Below are 19,828 nucleotides of genomic sequence, written 5' to 3'. Positions count from 1 at the left end.
GACGCAGTGATCGGTTACCACGAGGCGGTGGCGAGACTGACGGACGGCGCGGGTCGCCTGGCCGTGCAGCAGGTCGCGCTGGCCGATGCGGTCGGTCGCGTGCTCGCCGGCGATGCCGTGGCGACGCTCGCGCTGCCGCCGTTCGACAACGCGGCGATGGATGGCGTGGCACTGGCCTCGACGGGCCGGGCCGTGCGGGCCGGCAGCGAGTGGGAGATCGCCGCGCGCATCGGCGCCGGCGAGCCGCCACCGCAGGATGACGCATCCGCGTGGGACATCATGACGGGCGCGCCGCTGCCCGCGCGCGCCGACACCGTCGTGCCGGTGGAACGCATCGATCGGCTGTCGCCGCACGGACATGACCACGCACCACGCGTGCGCCTGCTGGCCGATGCGTTGCCGGGCGCGAACATCCGGCGACGCGGCGAGGACGTGCTGCCGGGCCAGCGGGTGCTGGAAGCCGGGACATTCATCGACACGGCGCAGCTGATGCTGCTCGCGGGCACCGGCATCGACCGCGTCGAGGTCGCGCGGCGTCCACGCGTGGCGCTGCTGGCGACCGGCCGTGAAGTCGTCGCGGCGGGCACGCCGTTGCCGGCGGGCGGCATCCATGATGCGACATCGCCGTACCTCGCCGCGGCGGTCGCCGCCGCAGGGGCGGAGATGATCCGGATCACGCACGTCGGTGACGACGTAGTGGGCTTCCAGGCCGCCATCGACGCGGCGCTGTCCTACGGCATCGACCTGGTGCTCAGCACGGGGGCAGTGTCGAAAGGCTGCTACGACTTCGTGCCCGATGCGCTCGGTGCGCGTGGCGCCGAACGGCTGTTCCATGGCGTGGCCATGCGACCCGGAAAACCGGTGCTGGCAGCGCGCCTGCGCGAAGGCGCGATGTTCGTCGGGTTGCCGGGCAACCCGCTGTCGACGGCGGTGGGTTTCCGCTTCCTGGTCGAATCGCTGCTGCGTGCATGGCTCGGCATGCCGCCCGAACCGGTGCGCTGCCTGCCGCTGGCCGCCGCCTGCGACAAGCGTGCCGGACTGTACGCCGCGTTCCACGGCACGCTGCGCTGCAGGGGTGAAGGCCGGTTGCAGGCCTGCGTCGCCGACGCGCAGGCGTCGTTCCGCCTGCTGCCGTTCTCGCAGTCGTCGGTGTGGATCACGTTGCCGGAAGACACCGCGCGCGTCGAAGCAGGAGCGCTCGTGCAGGTGCACGGCCTTGGCCATCTGCGGGCACCGTCATGGATGCCGGCATGACACGGGACTGGCGTGCGGTCTTGCTGGCGGGCGGCCGCTCCTCACGCATGGGCACCGACAAGGCGATGCTGCCGTGGGGTGACGGCACGCTGCTCACCCGCATGCACGACGTGCTGCGCGCAGCGGGGGCGGACCGCGTGATCGTCAGCGGGCACTGGCCCGGTATCGATGCCGTGCCGGATGTGTTCCCCGGCGCCGGTCCCATGGGCGCGCTGGCCCAGCTCGGGCCGCGGCTGGAGGACGGCACCTGGCTGATCGTGCCGGTGGACATGCCGCTGCTTTCATGCGGCCTGATCGACGCGTTGCTGGCGACGAGGTCCGTCTGCGCCTGCGTGGAAGACCACATGCTGCCGATGGTGCTGCGGATCGACGATCGGGTGCGCACGGTGATGGCCGATATCGGCGGTCGCTCGGGACGCGAGTGCTCGTTGCGCGCATTGCAGCAGTCGCTGCATGCGGAGCACCTGTCTGCTGCGCCCTGGCAACGCGCGCTGCGCAACTGCAACACACCGGAAGACTGGGCCGCATTGCAGGCGCTGGCCTGAAACCCCGCCCGCCGATGGCCGGGCATGACCTGCTGCATGAATGTGATAGCCTGCGGTCGCAGCATCGTCGCACCCAGTACCCACCCGCAAGGTAGGCATCATGGAGCAGAGCGAAGGAACGGTCGTTGCGAGCAAGAAGCAGGAGCGCACCGCGTTCCTGCTGCTGACGGCCGTCATCTTCCCGTTAATGGCGGTGCTGATCGTGGCGGGGTACGGCTTCCTCGTCTGGATGTGGCAACTGCTGTTCGCCGGTCCGCCGACACGGCCGTGAGCGATGGACAGCGCACGCTCCCTCTCACGTCGTGCCCTGCTGTTCGGCTACGCCGCGCCCGTCCCGCACGCCGTCGTCCTGCGACCGCCGTGGGCGAGGTCTGACCCCGATTTCTCCGCCGCCTGTACCCGCTGCGATGCCTGCGTGCGCGCCTGTCCGCCGCAGGTCCTCGTGCGCGACGCCGATGGTGTTCCGCGCTTCGATGCGCAGGCCGGCGAATGCACCTTCTGCGGCGACTGCGCGGCCGCATGCGGCAGCGACGCCTTCCTGCCGGCCCTCGATCCACCCTGGACGCTGTCCGCCCGGGTCGCGGACACCTGCCTCTCCGCTCACGGTGTGGTCTGCGCCAGCTGCCGCGATGTCTGTCCCGCTTCCGCGATCCGCGTACCGCCCGCGGCGCGCGGCGCCGCGGTGATCGATGTCGATGCCTGCACGGGCTGCGGCGCCTGCGTGGCCCCCTGTCCCGTCGACGCCCTTTCCCTGCATCACTCGCCGGCCATGGAGGCCATCGCATGACGCGCCAACGCCCCGATGCCGATGTCCACATCGCCAGCTTCGTCATCCAGCACCGCGACAGTGCGGCACGGGCACTTGCCGCGATGATCGATGCGCACGACGACCTCGATCTCGCACTGCGCGGTGAAACGCGCAGCGTGGTGATCTGCGAGTCCGCCGACCGCCATGCGGTGATGGAGCGCGTGGACCAGCTGCAGGCCGTACCCGGCGTGCTGAACGTGCTGCTGGTCTACCACCACGCCGAACCGGCGCATGCGCTCGACGAGCCGCTTCCTTCCCTGTCCATCGTGTCGGCGACCGGAGATGCCCATGAGCACACGCCGTGACTTCATCCGCCACAGCGCGCTGGCCACGGCGGCTGCGGCGGCCGGCCTGCCGTTGACCGGCAGCGGCAGCAACGTCGTCACCGAAGGCGACCTGACCGCGCTGAAGTGGGACAAGGCACCGTGCCGCTACTGCGGCACCGGCTGCGGCGTGAACGTCGCGGTCAAGGACGGGCGCGTGGTCGCCACCCACGGCGACGTGCATGCCGAGGTCAACCGCGGCATCAACTGCGTGAAGGGCTACTTCCTGTCGAAGATCCTGTACGGCGCCGACCGGCTGGCGAAACCGTTGCTGCGCAAGAAGAGCGGCGTGTATGCGAAGGACGGCGACTTCACCACGGTGGAGTGGGACGAGGCCTTCGACGTGATGGCCGCGCAGTTCAAGCGCGTGCTGAAGGACAAGGGCGGCGATGCCATCGGCATGTTCGGCTCCGGCCAGTGGACGATCTTCGAGGGCTACGCCGCCAACAAGCTGATGAAGGCGGGCTTCCGCAGCAACCACATCGATCCGAATGCCCGCCATTGCATGGCGTCGGCGGTGACCGGCTTCATGCGCACCTTCGGCATGGACGAACCGATGGGCTGCTACGACGACATCGAGGCCGCCGATGCGTTCGTGCTGTGGGGCTCGAACATGGCGGAGATGCATCCGATCCTGTGGACGCGGGTGACCGACCGCCGGCTGTCGCATCCGCACGTCAAGGTCGTGGTGATGTCGACGTTCGAGCACCGCAGCTTCGAGCTGGCCGATGTCCCGATCGTGTTCAAGCCGCAGACCGACCTGGTGATCCTCAACTACATCGCCAACCACATCATCCGCAGCGGCAAGGTGAACCAGGACTTCGTCGGCAAGCACACCACGTTCAAGCGCGGCAACGACGACATCGGCTATGGCCTTCGGCCGGAGCATCCGCTGGAGGTCAAGGCGAAGAACGCGAAGGATCCCAACGGCGGCCAACCGATCAGCTTCGAGGACTTCGCCGCGTTCGTCGCGCCGTACACGCTGGAGAAGGCCGTCGAGATGACCGGCGTGGAACGCGGCTGGCTGGAGCAACTGGCCGCGCTGTACGCCGATCCGAAGGTCAAGGTGATGTCGTTCTGGACCATGGGCTTCAACCAGCACACGCGCGGTACGTGGGCCAACAATATGGTCTACAACATCCACCTGCTGACCGGGAAGATCGCCACGCCGGGCAACAGCCCGTTCTCGCTGACCGGCCAGCCCTCGGCCTGCGGCACGGCGCGCGAGGTGGGCACGTTCAGCCATCGCCTGCCGGCCGACATGGTGGTGACCAATCCCGAACATCGGAAGCACGCCGAAGAGATCTGGAAGCTGCCGCCCGGCACCATCAATCCGAAGGTCGGTTACCACGCCGTCGAGCAGAACCGCGCGCTGAAGGACGGCAAGCTCAACGCGTACTGGGTGATGGTCAACAACAACATGCAGGCGGCGGCGAACCTGCGCGAGGAAACCTGGCCCGGCTACCGCAATCCCGACAACTTCATCGTCGTTTCCGACGCCTATCCCACGGTGACCGCACAGGCGGCCGACTTGATCCTGCCGGCGGCGATGTGGGTCGAGAAGGAGGGCGCCTACGGCAATGCCGAGCGTCGTACGCAGTTCTGGCACCAGCTGGTGAAGGCGCCGGGCGAGGCGCGCTCGGACCTGTGGCAGCTGATGGAATTCTCCAAGCGCTTCACCACCGACGAATGCTGGCCGGCCGAACTGCTGGCGGCCAACCCGCAGTACAAGGGCAAGACGCTGTTCGACGTGCTGTACCGGAACGGCAACGTGGACCGGTTTCCGACCACGGAGATCGAAGCCGGATACGCGAACGACGAATCCGCGGTGTTCGGGTTCTACGTGCAGAAGGGCCTGTTCGAGGAGTACGCGGCGTTCGGCCGCGGCCATGGCCACGACCTGGCCCCGTTCGACGACTACCACAAGGCGCGCGGACTGCGTTGGCCGGTCGTCGAGGGCAAGGAGACGCGCTGGCGTTACCGCGAAGGAACCGATCCCTACGTGAAAGCCGGCAAGGGGTTCGAGTTCTATGGCAACAAGGACGGCAGGGCGGTGATCTGGGCACTGCCGTATGAGCCGCCGGCCGAATCGCCGGATGAGGAGTTCGACCTGTGGCTGGTGACCGGACGCGTGCTGGAGCACTGGCATTCCGGCTCGATGACGATGCGCGTGCCGGAGCTGTACAAGGCGTTCCCGGCGGCCGTGGTGTTCATGAATCCCGACGATGCGAAGGCGCGCGGCTTCAAGCGCGGCGACGAGATCATCGTCGCGTCCCGGCGTGGCGAGATGCGCTCGCGCGTGGAAACGCGCGGGCGCAACCGCATGCCGAAGGGCGTGGTCTTCGTGCCGTGGTTCGACGCGGGACAGTTGATCAACAAGGTCACGCTGGATGCGACGGACCCGATCTCCAAGCAGACCGACTACAAGAAGTGCGCCGTCAAGGTCGTCGCCGCCTAGGAGGCTCGTCATGCGCAACAAGCATCTCTGGATCGCGGTGGGACTGACAGTGGCGCTGATGGCACTGGTGTTCGTGGCGGGCTGGATGGTGGGGCGACCGGCGAAACACGAGACGCCGGTGCCGGTGGCTTCCACGCCGGTGGACGCGCGCGCAGTGTTCGTGCCGGGCGCCGGTCAGATCGATGCGATACGCCGCGGCGTGCCGATCGACCAGGAAGGCCATCCGCCACCGATGGCGCACGTGGAGAACGCCGACCTGAAACGCGCGCGCGCCTATCCGATGCAGCCGCCGACCATCCCGCACGCCATCGACGGCTACCAGGTCGACAAGAACAGCAACCGGTGCATGCTGTGCCATGCGCGCGCGAACGCGGCGACGTTCCAGGCGCCGCCGGTCAGCGTGACGCACTACATGGACCGCGACGACCAGTTCCTGGCGACGATCTCGCCGCGCCGCTACTTCTGCAACCAGTGCCACGTGGTGCAGACCGACGCGCCGGTGCTGGTCGCCAACCAGTTCCGCGACATCGACAGCGTGCTGTCGACGCCGCCGACGGCGAAGGAGTAGCCCATGTGGTCACGGATGAAGCGGGAAGGGCTGGCGTTCTGGCGTACGTTGCGATTGCCCAGCCGGCATTACAGCCTGGGTTTCCTGACGGTGGCGGGGTTCCTGGCGGGCGTGATCTTCTGGGGCGGCTTCAACACGGCATTGGAAGCCACCAACACCGAGGCGTTCTGCACCAGCTGCCACGAGATGCAGGACAACGTGTTCGAGGAACTGAAAACCACCATCCACTACAGCAACCGCTCGGGCGTGCGTGCGACGTGCCCCGACTGCCACGTGCCCCACAACTGGACCGACAAGATCGCGCGCAAGATGCAGGCGTCCAAGGAAGTGTGGGGCAAGATCTTCGGCACGATCAACACGCGCGAGAAGTTCCTCGACGAGCGCCTGATCCTGGCCACGCACGAATGGAACCGGCTGAAGGCCAACGATTCGCTGGAGTGCCGCAACTGCCACGATTACGATTCGATGGACCTGACCCGGCAGGGGTCGCGCGCCGCGCAGGTCCACAAGCTGTGGCTCGGCACCGGCAAGAAGACCTGCATCGACTGCCACAAGGGCGTCGCCCATCATCTGCCGGACATGACGGGCGTGCCGCAGGGATGAGCCTCCGCTAGGCGGGCCCCGCCGGCAGCAGCTTCGCCTTGCCTACCCGGCGACGCTCCAGCGTCAGCACTTCCACGGTCCAGGCGCCCGTGCGAACGGTATCGCCGGCCGCCGGCAGGCGTTCCAGTGCGTGCAGCACCAGTCCCGACAGGCTGACATACGACGGATGCCGTTCCAGCGCGACGCCGGTCGTGCGCTCGATGTCCTCCATCGACATGGAGGCATCGACGATCCAGCCATCCTCCGCCTGCACGACGCCGTAGTCGGCATCGCGCGTATCGGCCAGGTCGCCCGCGATGGCGGCGAGCAGGTCGTTGGCGGTGACGATGCCTTCGATGCTGCCGTATTCGTCGACCACGACGGCCAGCGGGATCGCGTGTTCCTTGATCCGTTCCAGCGCCTTCAGTGCCGTCGTGCCCTCCGGCAGCGTCAGCGGTTCGCGCAGATGCTCCGACAGCACCATCGGCCGGCCCGCGAGCAGGCCGGCGAGCAGGTCACGGCTCTGCACCACGCCCTGCAGGTTGTCGAGTTCGCCATCGCCGACCAGCAGGCGCGTGTGCGGCGACTGCACCAGGCGTTCGGCCGCATGCTCAGCGCCCTTGCGCGCGTCGATCCACTGGATGTCGGTGCGCACGGTCATGACGCTGGCCACGGAGCGGTCGGCCAGCGTCAGCACGCTGCGGATCATGTCGTGCTCGACGGCTTCCAGGCCGGGCTCTTCCCTCGTCTCCTCGCCAGACGGTTCGCTGCCGGCGTCGGTCGACGGACGCGAGCCGAGCAGCGTGAGCACCGCATTGGCGGTGCGCTGGCGGAACGGCAGGCGCTTGGCGTGCTTCTCGCGGTTGAAGCGCGACCACTGGTTGAAGGCTTCGATCAGGATCGAGAACACGATGGCCGCGTACAGGTAGCCCTTCGGGATCTTGAAGCCCAGGCCTTCGGCCACGAGGCTGAAACCGATCATCAGCAGGAAGCCCAGGCACAGCACGACCACCGTGGGATGGCGGTTGACGAAGCTGGTCAACGGCTTGCTCGCGATCATCATCACGACCATCGCGATGATCACCGCCGCGAACATCACGCCGAGTTCGTCGACCATGCCGACGGCCGTGATCACCGAGTCGAGCGAGAACACCGCATCGAGGATGACGATCTGCGTGACCACCAGGCCGAAGCTCGCGTAGACCTTGTTGCCGCCGGCCTCGTGCGCACGGCCTTCCAGGCGCTCGTGCAGTTCCATGGTGGCCTTGAACAGCAGGAACAGGCCGCCGACCAGCAGGATGAGGTCGCGACCGGAGAAGGCGTGTTCGAAAACGGAGAACAGCGGCGCTGTCAGCCGCATGATCCATGAGAGTGTCGCCAGCAGGCCCAGCCGCATCAGCAGCGCCAGGCTCAAACCGATCAGGCGCGCCTTGTCCCGCTGATGGGGAGGGAGCTTGTCCGCCAGAATGGCGATGAAGACGAGGTTGTCGATGCCGAGGATGATCTCGAGCACCACCAGCGTAGCCAGACCCATCCAGATGGTCGGGTCGGAGAGCCATTCCATACAGTCATGCGGTAGCGGAGGAAGGTCGATCATCGCATGCGCGAAATTCTTCCCTCCGACGCGATGCTGCCAACCTGAATTCCCATTCAGTTTTTCGCGCTGGACGCACGATTTCTGCGCGTCGATGCGGCGGCATAGGACCAAAGAGCGAGGGAGGAAGGTGGCGGCATCGCCTGTTCACCCCGTAGTATCGCCTCGTCGCTCAAGCCCGCAGACGGCTACGCCAGAGCGCTCCACTCAATCACCTAGGAGAACCCATGCGTCCTGTTGCGCACCGTGTCCCTGCGTCCTTGATGGCGCGTACCTGCAAGCTCGCTGCCGCCGGCGGCCTGCTTGTCCTGCTCGCCGCCTGCAAGCCACAGGCCCCTGCCAGTGAACCCACTGCGGCCGCGCCGGCACCTGCCGCGGGCGGTGGCGAACTGAATCTCTACACCACGCGCGAGCCGGCGCTGGTACAACCGCTGCTCGATGCGTTCACCGCGCAGACCGGCACCAAGGTCAACACGGTGTTCGTGAAGGATGGCCTGCCCGAGCGCCTGCGCGCGGAGGGCGAGCGTTCGCCGGCCGACGTGCTGATGACGGTCGACAGCGGCAACCTGATCGAGCTGGTCGACGGCGGCCACACGCAGCCGGTCGAATCCGAGGCACTCAATGCCGCGATTCCGGCGCACCTGCGCGCAGCCGATGGCCAGTGGTTCGCGCTGTCGCTGCGCGACCGCGTGCTGTACGCGCGCAAGGACCTGTCGCTGGCCGGCTTCGCCTACGAAGACCTCGCCAAGCCGGAATGGAAGGGCAAGGTGTGCATCCGCTCCGGCCAGCATCCGTACAACGTCAGCCTGATCGCCGCGATGATCGCCCACAACGGCGAGCCCGCGACCGAGCAGTGGCTGCGCGGCGTGAAGGCCAACCTGGCGCGCAAGGCCGCCGGCGGCGACCGCGAAGTGGCGCGCGACATCCTCGGCGGCATCTGCGACATCGGCATCGCCAATGCGTACTACGTCGGCCGCATGAAGAACAGCGACGAAGGCTCCGAGCAGCGCCAGTGGGGCGATGCGATCCAGGTGGTGCGTCCGGTGTTCGCGTCGGCCAATCCGACCGGCACCCACGTCAACATCAGTGGCGCCTCGGTGGCGAAGTTCTCGCCGAACCGCGACAACGCGGTGAAGCTGCTGGAGTACCTGGTTTCGGACGAGGCGCAGAGCCTGTATGCGAAGGCCAACTACGAGTACCCGGTGAAGGCGGGCGTGGAACTGGATCCGGTCGTCGCCAGCTTCGGTGAACTGACCAGCGATCCGCTGCCGCTGCAGCAGGTCGTCGCGCAGCGCAAGAAGGCCAGCGAACTGGTCGATCGCGTGGGCTTCGACAACTGAGGCACGCCGCATGCGGCAGGTCCCCGGTCTGACCGCGGGATGGCGGATCACCGCGACCGGCATCGGGCTGGTCGCGGTCGCGCCCCTGTTGGCACTCGCATGGCAGGCCGCGGGCGGCAGTGTCGGCCAGTGGGCACACCTGGCCGAACACGTGCTGCCGCGCGCGGGCCTCAACACGCTGCTGGTGCTGGCGGGCGTGGGCCTGATCGTCGGCGTCGTGGGCACGGGCACCGCGTGGCTGGTCACCGCCTTCGAGTTCCCCGGCCGCCGTACCATGGCGTGGGCGCTGCTGCTGCCACTGGCGGTGCCCACCTACATCGTGGCGTACGTCTATCTCGACCTGCTGCATCCGCTGGGGCCGCTGCACGGCGCCCTGCGCGCGCTGCTCGGCATCGACGATCCGCGCGATCTCCGCCTGCCCGATGCGCGCTCGCTGGTGGGCTGCATCGTGCTGCTCGGGGCCGTGCTGTATCCGTACGTCTACCTCACTACGCGGGCGATGTTCATGACCCAGGCCGGCGCGCTGCTGGAGGCGGCGCGGTCGTTGGGCACGCCATCCGCGGCGCTGTTCCATCGCGTGGCACTGCCGCTGGCACGGCCGGCGATCGCGGTGGGCATGGTGCTGGCGCTACTCGAAGCGCTCAACGATATCGGGGCGTCGGAATTCCTCGGCGTGCAGACGCTGACCGTGTCGATCTACACCACGTGGATCTCGCGCAGCGACCTGGCCGGCGCCGCGCAGATCGCGCTCGGCATGCTGGTGATCGTGCTGGCGCTGATCGCACTGGAACGGTATGGCCGGCGTCGGCAACGTTATGCCGCGCAACGCCGGCCGCAACCGATGCGACCGGAGCGGCTGCACGGCGTGAAGGCACTGGCGGCGTTCGTCGCGACGCTGCTGCCGGTGCTGGTGGGCTTCATCCTGCCGTTCGGTCACTTGACCGCCAGCGCATGGGCGCGCTGGCGGCGCGAAGGCGTGTCGGCGCAGCTGATGGACAGCCTGTGGAACACGCTGACGGTGGCGGTGCTCGCGACGCTGGCGGCGCTGATCGCCGCGCTGGTCGTGGTGTGGGCGCTGCGGCTTGCGCGTGCACGGCGCAGGCCCGCGCTGGAGACCGCCAGTGTGCGTGCGGCCAGCCTCGGCTATGCGGTGCCGGGCACGGTGCTGGCGCTCGGGTTGCTGGTGCCGTTTGCGATGTTCGACGCCGGTCTTTCCCGTGTGCTGTCAACGTTCGGCATCGCGCCGCAACTCTGGCTGATGGGGTCGATGGCGGCCCTGGTCCTCGCATACACGCTGCGCTTCCTGACGATCGCCATCGGCAATCTCGAGGCTGGGTTCGAGCGCATTCCCACGTCGATGGACGATGCCGCACGCAGCCTGGGCAGGACTTCGTCGGCCACGCTGCGCCAGGTGCATCTGCCGCTGTTGCGGCCTGCGCTGGCCGCCGCGGCGCTGCTGGTGTTCATCGACGTCATGAAGGAACTGCCCGCCACGCTGCTGCTGCGGCCGCTGGGTTTCGATACGCTGGCGACGTGGCTGTACGCCGACGCCGCGCGCGGCACGTATGAGGAAGGCGCGATTGCGGCGCTATTGATCGTGCTGGCGGGCCTGCTGCCGGTGATCCTGCTGGCGCGCGCTGGCCATCGCATGGGGAGGCATCACGTCGCATGACGCAGAACGACTGGCTCGTAGCGGAGGATCTGGTGGTCGGTTATCCCGGCCCGGCCGGATGGCGTGCGGTGGTGCACGGTCTGTCGCTGCGCCTGCAGCGCGGCGAGATCGGCGCGCTGCTCGGTGAATCAGGGTGCGGCAAGACCACCACGTTGCGCGCGGTCGCCGGCTTCGAGCCGGTGCAGGCGGGTCGCATCGTGCTCGATGGGCGCGTGCTGGCATCGCCGGGCGATGCGGTGCCGCCCGAACGGCGGCGGATCGGCATGATGTTCCAGGACTACGCACTGTTCCCGCATCTGGATGTCGCGGGCAATGTCGGCTTCGGTCTGCGGGCGCTGGGTGCGGTCGAGCGCGATGCGCGCGTGCGCGAGATGCTGGAGCTGGTCGGCCTGCCGGACGCGGCGCGCACGTATCCGCATGAACTCTCCGGCGGGCAGCAGCAGCGCGTCGCGCTCGCGCGCGCCTTGGCCCCGCGACCGTCGCTGCTGCTGCTGGATGAGCCGTTCTCCAGCCTCGATGTGCAGACGCGAGGGCGCCTGGCCGCTGAGCTGCGCGGATTGCTCAAGGCCGCCGGCACGACCTCGCTGCTCGTCACCCACGATCAGGCAGAAGCGTTCGCGATGGCCGATCGTGTCGGCGTGATGGCACAGGGACGATTACTGCAATGGGATCGGCCCGAACAGCTCTATCGGCAGCCTGCTCACCGGGACGTCGCCAGCTTCATCGGGCGCGGCCTGCTGGTGCCGGCATCCGTGCTGGATGCCGGCGACGGTGAGGTGCTGCTGCGGCCCGGCGATCTGCGTCCGGATCCGGACGGGCAACTGCGCGGCGTGCTGACCGCGGTGAGCTTCCGCGGCCCGCATTTCGAAGGCCGCGTGCAATTGCCGGATGGCAGCGGCATCGACGTGGATCTCGGCGTAGCGCCACCGCCGACGCTCGGCAGTACGCTGGTGCTGGCGTGGCGCGACGCATCACCGATCCGCTTCCCGGCATAAATCGACCCTCGCACTGCGCGCTAGCGCCGCGCCGCCAGCGCGACCGCGTCCGCACCGGAGGGGAAATGCAGCTGTCCGTCGCTGTCGTGGACCGCACGCCACACGCCTTCGGCGACATCGGTTTCCATCGTCACCGCGGTGTTGCGGCCGAGCCCGGCGAAGACGCTGTGCGCGAACGGCTGGTAAGGCTCGGGGATGAGGCCCTGCATGCGCTGCTGGCCATTGGCGGTGAACCGCGTGGACGGACCGTAGCCGGGCTCCACCAGTGCGACGCGCACGTCGAAGGCATCGAGTTCATGGCGCAGCGAAGCGGTGAAACCCTCGACCGCCGTCTTGCTCGCGGTGTACGCGGCGACCAGCGGGAACGGCGCTAGCGTGGCACTGGAGGTGACGTTGACGATCACGCCGGCGCGGCGTTCGCGGAACTGCGGGATCACCGCCTGGCACATCGCCATCGTGCCGAAGGTGTTGGTCTCGAACACCTCGCGCACGGTCGCCATCGGCGTGGCTTCGAACGCGCCGAACAGGCCGATGCCGGCGTTGTTGACCAGCACGTCGATGGGGCCGGCGGCGGCCATCGCCTGCGCGATGCTGTCGGGACGGGTGACGTCCAGTGCCAGCAGGCGCAGACGGGGTGAGGCGGGCAGCAGGTCTTCGCGAGGCTGGCGCTGGGTGGCGATCACGTTCCAGCCCTGTGCGAGGAAGTGGCGGGCGGTTTCCAGGCCGTAGCCGGACGAGCAGCCGGTGATCAGGACGGTCTTCATGGTGTTTCGTTCTCCGGGGATGGGTTGACGCGGGAGGCACGATACGAGAGCCTCGCCGGATGATCGATGACAGATCGTCGTTATTCTTTTAGTGAGCGTCCGGAATGGGTGATCCGCTCTCCGATGTCGTCCAACTGCTGCGTCCGCGCTCGGTGTTCGCCAACGTCATCAGCGGCAAGGGCGCCTGGGCCGTGCGCTATGCCGACTACGGGCTGCCGGGGTTCTGCATCGTGCTGGAGGGCAGCGCGCTGCTGACGGTGGACGGGCATGCGGCCATCACCCTCGGCGCAGGCGACTTCGTGTTGCTGCCGACCACGCCACCGTTCACGCTCTCCGGGTTCGCGCCGGCGCCGCCGGTCTTTATCGATCCCGACCTCGTGCCGGGTGGGCGCGGCGAGTTGCGTCACGGTGAGCAGGACGGCCCCGCGGACATGCGCTCGCTCGGTGGCGCGTTCCTGTTCGACACGAAACAGGCGGGTCTGCTGGCTTCGCTGTTGCCGGCTGTCGTGCATGTGCGCGGATCGCAACGGCTGATGCAACTGGTGCAGATGGTCGGCGAGGAGTACGACGCGCAGCAGCCCGGCAGCGACTACCTGCTGTCGCGCCTGGTCGAAATGCTGCTGGTCGAAGCCATGCGCTGGACCAGTGTCGTCGACGCGCCGCCCGGCCTGCTGCGCGGGCTCGGCGACGAACGGGTAGCGAAGGCGCTGACGCGCCTTCATGCCGATATCGCGCATCCGTGGACGGTGGCGGCGTTGGCAGAGGCTGCCGCGCTGTCGCGCTCGACGTTCTTTGAACGATTCTCCCGCGCGGTCGGCGTGGCGCCGATGGAATACCTGCTCGCGTGGCGCATGGAGATCGCCAAGGACCTGTTGCGGCAGGGCGACATGACCGTGGCGGAAGTGGCCGAGCGCGTGGGCTACGGCTCGACCAGCACCTTCAGTGTCGCCTTCAGCCGCTGCGTCGGCCAACCGCCCAGCCGCTACGCGAGCGACCGCTGACGCGACTCAGCAATCGCGGCGACGTTGAGGAACCAGCTCTGGTAGTCGTAGTCGAGCTGGGTCAGGTCGCCGCTGAAGTCGGTGAAGTTGCAGCCCACGCCGACCTTGAAGTAGTTGCTGATCTGGCGGTCCACACCGAACAGTCAGCCGCTGCGGTCGCCGCCGTCGCGCACGCGCAGCCAGCGGTGTTCGGCCAGTCGTGCGCGGGATGAGGCGCGACGTCGTGAACGGCTCAGCCGTGCAGCTTGATGGCGGTCTCCGCGACGACACGGCCCTGGTAGCGCGCGCCCTTCAGTTCGTTCTCCGACGGCTGTCGTGAACCGTCGCCGCCGGCGATGGTGCTCGCGCCGTACGGCGAGCCGCCGGTGATCTCGTCCAGCGTCATCTGTCCTGCGTGGCCATAGTCCAGGCCGACGATGACCATGCCGAAATGCAACAGGTTGGTGATGATCGAGAACAGCGTGGTTTCCTGGCCGCCATGCTGGGTGGCGGTGGACGTGAAGGCGGCGCCGACCTTGCCATGCAGGGCGCCGCGCGCCCACAGGCCGCCGGCCTGGTCCAGGAAGTTCGCCATCTGCGAACTCATGCGGCCGAAGCGCGTACCCGTGCCGACGATGATGGCGTCGTAATCGGCCAGCTCGGCGATGGTGGCGACCGGTGCGGCCTGGTCCAGCTTGTAGTGCGAGGCGCGCGCCACGTCCTCCGGCACCAGTTCCGGTACGCGCTTGATGTCGACCTGCGCGCCCGCGCCGGTCGCACCTTCGGCGATCGCGTGCGCCATCGTTTCGATGTGCCCGTAGGCGGAGTAGTACAGCACCAGGATCCTGGCCATCGTCGTTGCTCCTCAGGGATGCGTGTGCGCCTGCGTAGCGTCAGGCAGGCGGAGTATGCGGATCGTGCCCGTGGCGCCGGCGTGACGGCACTGGTGCGAGAACGCCCGCGGCGACACGCCGGTGGCGCGCCGGAACGTGCGGGTGAAGTGGCTCTGGTCGTAGAAGCCCAGGGCCGCGGCGGTGTCGGCGATGCGCTGGTCGCCGCGTGCGAGCATTTCCTTCGCGCGCTCCAGTCGCAGCCGCATCACGTAGGCCATCGGACTGCAGCCCACGCGCTGGCGGAACTGGCGGGCGAAATGGAAACGGCTGATGCAGGCGGCGGAGGCGACGTCCGCGAGCGTGAAGTTCCTGCCGAGGTTGCGCAGGATGAAGGCGTCCGCGCGCAGGAAGGCGCGCTCGTTGAGGCCCGGCGCACTGCGTTGGACGGCAGGATGGGTGTCGTGGCAGGCGTGCATGGTCGTGCCTTGTTGGGCATGGAGGCGCAACGTGGCCCGTGCGCCGTGGGGTCCCCTGCCGCTCAAGGTGCACCGGTGTCGATGTGCCTTGATACCCCTGTCAGCGTAGGGGTGTCCTCACTCGATTGGGGTAGGCCGGTGCGCCGTTCGTCCGCTTCGCCCGCCAACGAAACGCAGACATCCTTCCGACGGGCGGTACAGGCTCAGGAATGCCTCGCGCCGAAGGAAGCCACGCGCTATCTTTGCCCGCACTCCGGCCTTCCTCCCTCGCCCGTGTCGCAGCCGCCGCCTGCCAGCCTGTCTCCCGCCGACGGCACGATCCGGGTGCTTGTCGTGGACGATCATCCCTTGCTGCGCGAGGGTATCGCCGCCGTGCTCGGCACCCAGCCGGACATGCGCGTGCAGGCCGAGGCCACCGAGGGTGCCGAGGCGGTGGAACTGTATGGCCGGTGGCGCCCGGACGTGGTGCTGATGGACCTGCAGATGCCCGGCATGGATGGCATCAGCGCCATCCGCGCCATCCGCGAGCGCGACCCTGCGGCACGGATCGTCGTGCTGACGACCTACCAGGGGGACGTGCAGGCACTGCGCGCGCTCCGTGCAGGCGCGCACGGCTACCTGCTCAAGAGCATGCTGCGCCGGGAACTGGTGGACACGATCCGCGTGGTGCACGCCGGTGGGCGTCGGGTGCCGCCGGAAATCGCCGATTCCCTGGCCGCACACCTGGGCGACGACGGGTTGAGCGCGCGCGAGGTCGAAGTGCTGCGCCAGGTCGCCGAGGGCAACGCGAACAAGCGCGTGGCGCGCACGCTGGGCATCTCGGAAGAGACGGTCAAAGCACATATGAAGAGCATCCTGTCGAAGCTCGGTGCCAACGACCGCACGCACGCCGTCACCATCGCGATCAAGCGCGGCATCATCCAGCTCTGATCGCCGCGCCACGTCGCGCACGGATGTGCAATCGCGACGCGCCGGCACGGGCGCACGCTGACGTGGTCTCCACGCCCACAGGCGCAACATCGCGATGCGCATTCCAGACGATCACCTGCCTGCCGACCCGCAACGACGTCGCGTGGTCATCGCCGGTGCGGCCGCTGCCGCGCTCGCCGCGCTTCCCGCGTTGCCGCTGTCGGCGGCGCGTACTCCTTCTTCCACCCTCCCTCACGAGGAACGACGCATGGCCACGTTCACCACCAAAGACGGCACGACGATCTGGTACAAGGACTGGGGCAAGGGCCCTGTAGTCTCCTTCAGCCACGGCTGGCCATTGAGCGCTGATGCATGGGATCCGCAGATCTTCCACCTGGCCAGCAACGGCTTCCGCTGCATCGCCCATGACCGGCGTGGCCATGGCCGTTCCAGCCAGCCGTGGAACGGCAACGAGATGGACACCTATGCCGACGATCTCGAACAGCTGTTCGAGCACCTGGGCGTCAAGGACGTGGTGATGATCGGCCACTCGACCGGTGGCGGCGAAGTGGCGCGCTACATCGGCCGCCATGGCACCCAGCGGGTGAAGAAGGCGGTGCTGATGGGCGCGGTGCCGCCGATCATGCTGAAGACCGATGCCAATCCCGGTGGCCTGCCTCTGTCGGTGTTCGATGGCTTCCGCCAGGCGTACCTGGCCGACCGCGCGCAGTTTTTCCTCGATGTCGCCACCGGCCCGTTCTTCGGTTACAACCGGCCGGGTGCGAAGGTATCGGAGGGCAACATCCGCGCATGGTGGACGCAGGGCATGCAGTCGGGCTTCAAGAACGCGTACGACTGCATAAAGGCGTTCTCGGAAACCGACTTCACCGAGGACCTGAGGAAGTTCGACGTGCCCACGCTGATCATCCACGGCGACGACGACCAGATCGTGCCGATCGACGCGTCGGCGAAACTGTCGGCCAAGCTGGTGCCCGGCGCGGAGCTGAAGATCTACAAGGGTGGCTCGCACTCGCTGGGCGACACCAGCCGCGAACAGCTCAACGCCGACCTGCTGGCGTTCGCTTCGGGCTGACCGCTTCGTTCCCTGGTGAGTCAGTGCGCGGGAAGTGCGCAGGCGTCGGTGAACGATGCCTGCGCCACGCCATCGACGCTGATGATGTGATCGAGCCGGACGACGCGGCCGTCATCCAGTCGCATGTATTCCATGCCGTCGTGCGCGTAGAGGTCGACGATGCGCGCGTGCACGGTCGCCGGCTGCCCGGCGGGATCGCGCAGGGAGAAGATCGCGGGACGGCGGCGAACGGCGGTCGCTTCCAGCACGTCGTGGAACTCGCAGTTGATCGGGACGTAGACCGTGGACATCGGGGTGCTCCGGTGGAGAGGGGCGCGCGATGCCGTCGTGCCGGCCGGCGCAGGGCCGGCTAGCGCGACGACGCGTGCTTCAGCGCAGCTTGACGCCGGGGAAGTCGACCGGCACGGCGAACGCCACGTTGATGTAGTTGGTGAACAGGTTCAGGGCGATGTGCGCGAGGATCTCGACGATCTCTTCGTCGTTGAAGCCGGCCGTGCGCAGCTGGGCCACGTCGGCGTCGTCGATCTGTCCACGGCCTTCGACCACGCGCAGGGCGAAGCGCAGGGCGGCCGCCGTCTTCGGGTCATCGGATTCGCCACCTTGCGCGGCGCTCATTTCCTGGCTGCTGGCACCGGCCTTGCGGCCCAGCGCGGTGTGCGCGGACAGGCAGTACTCGCAGGCGTTGCGGTTGGCGATGGCGACGGCGATCTGTTCGCCGAGTTTGGCGGGAATGACGCCGCCACCGAGTGCGCCGAACGACCCCCACATGCTCTTCAGTGCCGCCGTGGAATTGGCGACGGCACGGAACATGTTGGGCGTGGCCCCGAAGGCCGAATGGATCTGGCCCAGCAGGGCCTGGCGTTCGCCGGTGGTGTCTTTCGGATTGATGAGAGGGATGCGGGACATGATCGGGATTCCTGTTGAGGGACCGGCCGGAGTGGCCGGTTGATGGTCATAATAGGAATCGGATCGGGACGTTTGGTGGCTATGTGTCGCTAATAGATGGCAATTCGTCCAAGGTTGTGGCGGGCGTTCCGGAGGCTTCTGTTCCGGCGATCGACCGCCTGACGCCGGTGCTGGAGCGTTTCCGCGTGCAGGCATCGCTGTTCCATGCCGGTCCGCTGTGCGGCCACCAGGTCTTCGATGCGCAACCCGGTCGCGGCTTCCTGCATGTGCTGCGGCGGGGCGAGATGGACATGCTGCATCGTGACGGTTCGCGAATGGCCCGCCTGCACCTCTGCGAACCCACCCTGCTGCTTTTCCCGCGCGCCGTGCACCACGAGTTCATCAATCCGCCGGTCGATGGCTCGGACTTCACTTGCGCCACGCTGGATTTCGATGGCGGTGCGCGCAATCCCATCGTGCAGTCGCTGCCGGATGTCATTGCGCTGCCGCTCGAGAAGATCGATGGTCTGGGCGCAACACTCGACCTGCTGTTCGCCGAATCCGACCAGGTCCGCTGCGGTTCGCGACTGCTCGCCAACCGTCTGTTCGAAGTGGTGCTGATCCAGGTGCTGCGCTGGATCATCGATCATCCCGACGAGGCGCGCGTGTCGCAGGGCATGATGATGGGCCTGTCGGATCCGCGCCTGGCCAAGGCGCTGATCGCGGTGCACGAGGCGCCGGACGCGGACTGGACGCTGGAGCGCATGGCCACGCAGGCCGGCATGTCGCGCAGTGCCTTCGCGGCGGCCTTCAAGGCGGCTACCGGCACCACGCCCGCGGCATATTCGCTCGACTGGAAGCTCAATGTCGCCGCGTCGCTGCTGCGCGCGGGCCGATCGGTCAAGCAGGTGGCGCTGGACATGGGATTCGCGGACGCCCCTGCGCTGTCGCGTGCGTTCCGCCGGCGGAACGGCGCTTCGCCGCGCGAATGGTTGGCGCAGCATCAGCCCGGTGCGGGCTGACGCGCTGCCTAAGTTCCGTCCGGACCCTCGAGGCGCTTCTGCCACGACTCGACTTCGTTGCGTGCCAGCCGGTGTTCGATGAGCTTCTTCCATGACGGCGGCAGCGGCAGCGCGCTGGCGGAACGGAGCAGCGCCAGGTCCAGTGTGCGCTGGAACAGCATGTCCATGAGCAGGCTGAGCGGCCACTGGGGATACGGTCGTTCGAGGACGATCAGTCGGTCGCCCGCCGAGATCGCCCCTTCTTCCAGCACGCGGTAGTACCAGCCGGTGCGTCCGGTCGACTGGAGCCTGCGCGCCATGTCGGGCTGCCCGAAGCGGTCGTTGAGTTTCCAGCAGGGCTGCCGTCCCTGCGACACCTGCAGGACGGCACTTCCCGCCTGCACGATGTCGCCGAAATGGACGGACGCTTCCGTCCATCCCTGCGTGGAGAAGTTCTCGCCGAAGGCGCCCGCGCTGTCCAGCAGCGGATGCGCGATCTCCTGGCGCCACGCGGCGTAGTGGTCGAGCGGATAGTGGTGGATCGCCTTGTCGACGCCGCCATGGACGCGAAGGTCGGCCTGTTCGTCGCCAGCGAGTCCGAGCGTGGTGATGCGCAACCTTCCACCCACCGGCGACTTGGCGATGGCGCTGGTCGTGCCCGCCCGCGTATAGGGGCGCACCTTGCCCACGTGCAGGGTCAGCAGGGGCGTGCTCGGGTCGTGCTTTCCTGCGGGCTCCGGCATGGGCC

23 protein-coding genes are annotated in these 19,828 nt (G+C 67.9%); 15 read left to right on the top strand and 8 right to left on the bottom strand.

All coding sequences use genetic code 11. The features are described 5' to 3' along the window. Window positions 1-6 precede the first annotated feature (6 nt). The 8 genes from IB230_RS19950 (at window position 7) to IB230_RS15270 (ending at window position 6,559) form a co-directional block, all read left to right on the top strand. Window positions 7-1,254: a molybdopterin molybdotransferase MoeA gene (locus IB230_RS19950; RefSeq protein WP_192273651.1), complete on the top strand. Its 1,248-nt coding sequence runs from the start codon at window positions 7-9 to the stop codon at window positions 1,252-1,254. Continuing rightward, window positions 1,251-1,799 (top strand): molybdenum cofactor guanylyltransferase, encoded by a 549-nt coding sequence (locus tag IB230_RS15300; protein WP_192273650.1) that lies wholly within the window; start codon window positions 1,251-1,253, stop codon window positions 1,797-1,799. The genes IB230_RS19950 and IB230_RS15300 overlap by 4 nt, the downstream gene beginning before the upstream one ends. A gap of 100 nt (window positions 1,800-1,899) precedes the next feature. Further along, window positions 1,900-2,070: a periplasmic nitrate reductase, NapE protein gene (gene napE, locus IB230_RS15295; RefSeq protein ID WP_192273649.1), complete on the top strand. Its 171-nt coding sequence runs from the start codon at window positions 1,900-1,902 to the stop codon at window positions 2,068-2,070. Between the two features lie 3 nt (window positions 2,071-2,073). Next, window positions 2,074-2,586, top strand: coding sequence for a ferredoxin-type protein NapF (gene napF / locus IB230_RS15290; protein WP_192273648.1), 513 nt, complete (start codon window positions 2,074-2,076; stop codon window positions 2,584-2,586). Beyond that, window positions 2,583-2,912, top strand: a complete 330-nt coding sequence (locus IB230_RS15285; protein ID WP_192273647.1) for a chaperone NapD — start codon at window positions 2,583-2,585, stop codon at window positions 2,910-2,912. The genes napF and IB230_RS15285 overlap by 4 nt, the downstream gene beginning before the upstream one ends. After that, entirely contained in the window at window positions 2,896-5,388 is a 2,493-nt protein-coding gene (gene napA, locus IB230_RS15280) for a periplasmic nitrate reductase subunit alpha (protein WP_225589532.1), read from the top strand. The genes IB230_RS15285 and napA overlap by 17 nt, the downstream gene beginning before the upstream one ends. Window positions 5,389-5,398: 10 nt before the next feature. Next, complete coding sequence (locus IB230_RS15275) at window positions 5,399-5,956, top strand: nitrate reductase cytochrome c-type subunit (protein WP_192273645.1); 558 nt, start codon at window positions 5,399-5,401, stop codon at window positions 5,954-5,956. Between the two features lie 3 nt (window positions 5,957-5,959). Beyond that, window positions 5,960-6,559: a NapC/NirT family cytochrome c gene (locus IB230_RS15270; protein WP_305077869.1), complete on the top strand. Its 600-nt coding sequence runs from the start codon at window positions 5,960-5,962 to the stop codon at window positions 6,557-6,559. Between the two features lie 7 nt (window positions 6,560-6,566). Here IB230_RS15270 and IB230_RS15265 read toward each other — a convergent pair whose 3' ends face one another. Next, window positions 6,567-8,102 carry a TerC family protein gene (locus tag IB230_RS15265; RefSeq protein ID WP_192273644.1) on the bottom strand — a complete coding sequence of 512 codons (1,536 nt, stop codon included), beginning with the start codon at window positions 8,100-8,102 and terminating at the stop codon, window positions 6,567-6,569. A 257-nt stretch (window positions 8,103-8,359) separates the two neighbouring features. Between IB230_RS15265 and IB230_RS15260 the strand changes: the two genes are divergently transcribed. From IB230_RS15260 to IB230_RS15250, 3 genes are read left to right on the top strand one after another with little or no spacing between them, the layout of a single operon-like run. Beyond that, a complete protein-coding gene (locus IB230_RS15260; protein ID WP_225589531.1) occupies window positions 8,360-9,472 on the top strand; it encodes a Fe(3+) ABC transporter substrate-binding protein in 1,113 nt (370 codons plus the stop codon). Window positions 9,473-9,482: 10 nt separating this feature from the next. Further along, the gene (locus IB230_RS15255; protein WP_192273643.1) at window positions 9,483-11,144 is read left to right on the top strand and encodes an iron ABC transporter permease; all 1,662 of its coding nucleotides are present in this window, start codon (window positions 9,483-9,485) and stop codon (window positions 11,142-11,144) included. Continuing rightward, the gene (locus tag IB230_RS15250) at window positions 11,141-12,139 is read left to right on the top strand and encodes an ABC transporter ATP-binding protein (RefSeq protein ID WP_192273642.1); all 999 of its coding nucleotides are present in this window, start codon (window positions 11,141-11,143) and stop codon (window positions 12,137-12,139) included. The genes IB230_RS15255 and IB230_RS15250 overlap by 4 nt, the downstream gene beginning before the upstream one ends. Window positions 12,140-12,159: 20 nt before the next feature. Here IB230_RS15250 and IB230_RS15245 read toward each other — a convergent pair whose 3' ends face one another. Further along, entirely contained in the window at window positions 12,160-12,903 is a 744-nt protein-coding gene (locus IB230_RS15245; RefSeq protein WP_192273641.1) for an SDR family oxidoreductase, read from the bottom strand. A 104-nt stretch (window positions 12,904-13,007) separates the two neighbouring features. On the opposite strand from IB230_RS15245, the gene IB230_RS15240 reads away from it, so the two are divergent. Continuing rightward, the gene (locus IB230_RS15240; protein WP_192273640.1) at window positions 13,008-13,904 is read left to right on the top strand and encodes an AraC family transcriptional regulator; all 897 of its coding nucleotides are present in this window, start codon (window positions 13,008-13,010) and stop codon (window positions 13,902-13,904) included. On the opposite strand, the gene IB230_RS15235 is transcribed toward IB230_RS15240, so the two are convergent. From IB230_RS15235 to IB230_RS15225, 3 genes are all read right to left on the bottom strand, one after another. Next, the gene (locus IB230_RS15235; RefSeq protein WP_192273639.1) at window positions 13,886-14,038 is read right to left on the bottom strand and encodes a hypothetical protein; all 153 of its coding nucleotides are present in this window, start codon (window positions 14,036-14,038) and stop codon (window positions 13,886-13,888) included. The genes IB230_RS15240 and IB230_RS15235 overlap by 19 nt on opposite strands. Window positions 14,039-14,136: 98 nt before the next feature. After that, window positions 14,137-14,736 carry an NAD(P)H:quinone oxidoreductase gene (gene wrbA / locus IB230_RS15230; RefSeq protein ID WP_192273638.1) on the bottom strand — a complete coding sequence of 200 codons (600 nt, stop codon included), beginning with the start codon at window positions 14,734-14,736 and terminating at the stop codon, window positions 14,137-14,139. 12 nt (window positions 14,737-14,748) lie between these two features. Beyond that, the gene (locus IB230_RS15225) at window positions 14,749-15,192 is read right to left on the bottom strand and encodes a helix-turn-helix transcriptional regulator (RefSeq protein WP_192273637.1); all 444 of its coding nucleotides are present in this window, start codon (window positions 15,190-15,192) and stop codon (window positions 14,749-14,751) included. A gap of 324 nt (window positions 15,193-15,516) precedes the next feature. Here IB230_RS15225 and IB230_RS15220 point away from each other — a divergent pair, with 324 nt between their 5' ends. Together IB230_RS15220 and IB230_RS15215 are read left to right on the top strand one after the other, a co-directional pair. After that, complete coding sequence (locus IB230_RS15220) at window positions 15,517-16,122, top strand: response regulator transcription factor (RefSeq protein ID WP_343227347.1); 606 nt, start codon at window positions 15,517-15,519, stop codon at window positions 16,120-16,122. 247 nt (window positions 16,123-16,369) lie between these two features. Then, entirely contained in the window at window positions 16,370-17,194 is an 825-nt protein-coding gene (locus IB230_RS15215; RefSeq protein WP_192273955.1) for an alpha/beta hydrolase, read from the top strand. A 20-nt stretch (window positions 17,195-17,214) separates the two neighbouring features. Here the strand turns inward: IB230_RS15215 and IB230_RS15210 are convergent, their stop codons facing one another. Both IB230_RS15210 and IB230_RS15205 read right to left on the bottom strand, forming a co-directional pair. Then, window positions 17,215-17,484, bottom strand: coding sequence for a hypothetical protein (locus IB230_RS15210; RefSeq protein WP_192273635.1), 270 nt, complete (start codon window positions 17,482-17,484; stop codon window positions 17,215-17,217). Window positions 17,485-17,563: 79 nt separating this feature from the next. Then, complete coding sequence (locus IB230_RS15205; protein ID WP_192273634.1) at window positions 17,564-18,100, bottom strand: carboxymuconolactone decarboxylase family protein; 537 nt, start codon at window positions 18,098-18,100, stop codon at window positions 17,564-17,566. 92 nt (window positions 18,101-18,192) lie between these two features. Between IB230_RS15205 and IB230_RS15200 the strand changes: the two genes are divergently transcribed. Continuing rightward, window positions 18,193-19,101 (top strand): AraC family transcriptional regulator, encoded by a 909-nt coding sequence (locus IB230_RS15200; RefSeq protein WP_343227346.1) that lies wholly within the window; start codon window positions 18,193-18,195, stop codon window positions 19,099-19,101. Window positions 19,102-19,109: 8 nt separating this feature from the next. On the opposite strand, the gene IB230_RS15195 is transcribed toward IB230_RS15200, so the two are convergent. Next, window positions 19,110-19,823, bottom strand: coding sequence for an MOSC domain-containing protein (locus tag IB230_RS15195; RefSeq protein WP_192273633.1), 714 nt, complete (start codon window positions 19,821-19,823; stop codon window positions 19,110-19,112). Between the last annotated feature and the right edge of the window lie 5 nt (window positions 19,824-19,828).

Origin of the sequence: Pseudoxanthomonas sp. PXM01, assembly GCF_014851815.1 — a bacterium.
Lineage (GTDB): Bacteria > Pseudomonadota > Gammaproteobacteria > Xanthomonadales > Xanthomonadaceae > Pseudoxanthomonas_A.
Note: the sequence above shows the minus strand (reverse complement) of the source record. Positions and strands in the feature narration are given on the sequence as shown.

Excerpts from the sequence above, each read along its gene's own strand:
- IB230_RS15300 (WP_192273650.1), top strand. The coding sequence starts at position 1,251 with ATGACACGGGACTGGCGTGCGGTCTTGCTGGCGGGCGGCCGCTCCTCA.
- napE (WP_192273649.1), top strand. The coding sequence starts at position 1,900 with ATGGAGCAGAGCGAAGGAACGGTCGTTGCGAGCAAGAAGCAGGAGCGC.
- napF (WP_192273648.1), top strand. The coding sequence starts at position 2,074 with ATGGACAGCGCACGCTCCCTCTCACGTCGTGCCCTGCTGTTCGGCTAC.
- IB230_RS15285 (WP_192273647.1), top strand. The coding sequence starts at position 2,583 with ATGACGCGCCAACGCCCCGATGCCGATGTCCACATCGCCAGCTTCGTC.
- napA (WP_225589532.1), top strand. The coding sequence starts at position 2,896 with ATGAGCACACGCCGTGACTTCATCCGCCACAGCGCGCTGGCCACGGCG.
- IB230_RS15275 (WP_192273645.1), top strand. The coding sequence starts at position 5,399 with ATGCGCAACAAGCATCTCTGGATCGCGGTGGGACTGACAGTGGCGCTG.
- IB230_RS15270 (WP_305077869.1), top strand. The coding sequence starts at position 5,960 with ATGTGGTCACGGATGAAGCGGGAAGGGCTGGCGTTCTGGCGTACGTTG.
- IB230_RS15265 (WP_192273644.1), bottom strand. The coding sequence starts at position 8,102 with ATGGAATGGCTCTCCGACCCGACCATCTGGATGGGTCTGGCTACGCTG.
- IB230_RS15260 (WP_225589531.1), top strand. The coding sequence starts at position 8,360 with ATGCGTCCTGTTGCGCACCGTGTCCCTGCGTCCTTGATGGCGCGTACC.
- IB230_RS15255 (WP_192273643.1), top strand. The coding sequence starts at position 9,483 with ATGCGGCAGGTCCCCGGTCTGACCGCGGGATGGCGGATCACCGCGACC.
- IB230_RS15250 (WP_192273642.1), top strand. The coding sequence starts at position 11,141 with ATGACGCAGAACGACTGGCTCGTAGCGGAGGATCTGGTGGTCGGTTAT.
- IB230_RS15245 (WP_192273641.1), bottom strand. The coding sequence starts at position 12,903 with ATGAAGACCGTCCTGATCACCGGCTGCTCGTCCGGCTACGGCCTGGAA.
- IB230_RS15240 (WP_192273640.1), top strand. The coding sequence starts at position 13,008 with ATGGGTGATCCGCTCTCCGATGTCGTCCAACTGCTGCGTCCGCGCTCG.
- wrbA (WP_192273638.1), bottom strand. The coding sequence starts at position 14,736 with ATGGCCAGGATCCTGGTGCTGTACTACTCCGCCTACGGGCACATCGAA.
- IB230_RS15225 (WP_192273637.1), bottom strand. The coding sequence starts at position 15,192 with ATGCACGCCTGCCACGACACCCATCCTGCCGTCCAACGCAGTGCGCCG.
- IB230_RS15215 (WP_192273955.1), top strand. The coding sequence starts at position 16,370 with ATGGCCACGTTCACCACCAAAGACGGCACGACGATCTGGTACAAGGAC.
- IB230_RS15210 (WP_192273635.1), bottom strand. The coding sequence starts at position 17,484 with ATGTCCACGGTCTACGTCCCGATCAACTGCGAGTTCCACGACGTGCTG.
- IB230_RS15205 (WP_192273634.1), bottom strand. The coding sequence starts at position 18,100 with ATGTCCCGCATCCCTCTCATCAATCCGAAAGACACCACCGGCGAACGC.
- IB230_RS15195 (WP_192273633.1), bottom strand. The coding sequence starts at position 19,823 with ATGCCGGAGCCCGCAGGAAAGCACGACCCGAGCACGCCCCTGCTGACC.